This window comes from Chromobacterium sp. ASV23 (assembly GCF_016428945.1).
In the GTDB taxonomy this organism is placed as follows: domain Bacteria; phylum Pseudomonadota; class Gammaproteobacteria; order Burkholderiales; family Chromobacteriaceae; genus Chromobacterium; species Chromobacterium sinusclupearum.
The window spans coordinates 1-407 of record NZ_JAELTR010000218.1 but is presented as its reverse complement, the minus strand read 5'-3'; the positions used below and the strand labels follow the sequence as shown (position 1 = coordinate 407).

Sequence of the window (407 nt, the reverse complement as noted above, 5' to 3'; positions counted from 1 at the left end):
CGCTACGTGTGCGACATCCTGATGGGCGACAACCCGGCGGCCGACCGGCTGCTCGTGGTCGAGGTCGTCACGCCGGCCAGCCATTCGAGCAGCTATCCGCCGCACAAGCACGACCGCGACGCGGCGCCTGACGAAACGTCGCTGGAGGAAACCTATTACCACCGGATCGATCCGCCGCAGGGTTTCGCGTTCCAGCGCGTGTACACGGACGACCGCAGCCTCGACGAAGCGTGCGCGGTCGAGGACCACGACGTCGTGATGGTGCCGCGCGGCTACCACCCGGTGGTCGCGCCGCACGGCTACAACCTGTACTACCTGAACGTGATGGCCGGGCCGAGCCGCGCGTGGGCGTTCAAGAACGATCCCGCGCACGAGTGGATGCTAGACGCACCGAAGCAGTGATGGAC

General features: G+C 67.1%; 1 protein-coding gene. It reads left to right on the top strand.

All coding sequences use genetic code 11. The annotated features are described in order from the left end of the window. The coding region (gene iolB, locus JHD59_RS22310; protein ID WP_199155877.1) for a 5-deoxy-glucuronate isomerase at positions 1-402 on the top strand (402 nt) is incomplete at its 5' end. Positions 403-407: the final 5 nt, after the last annotated feature.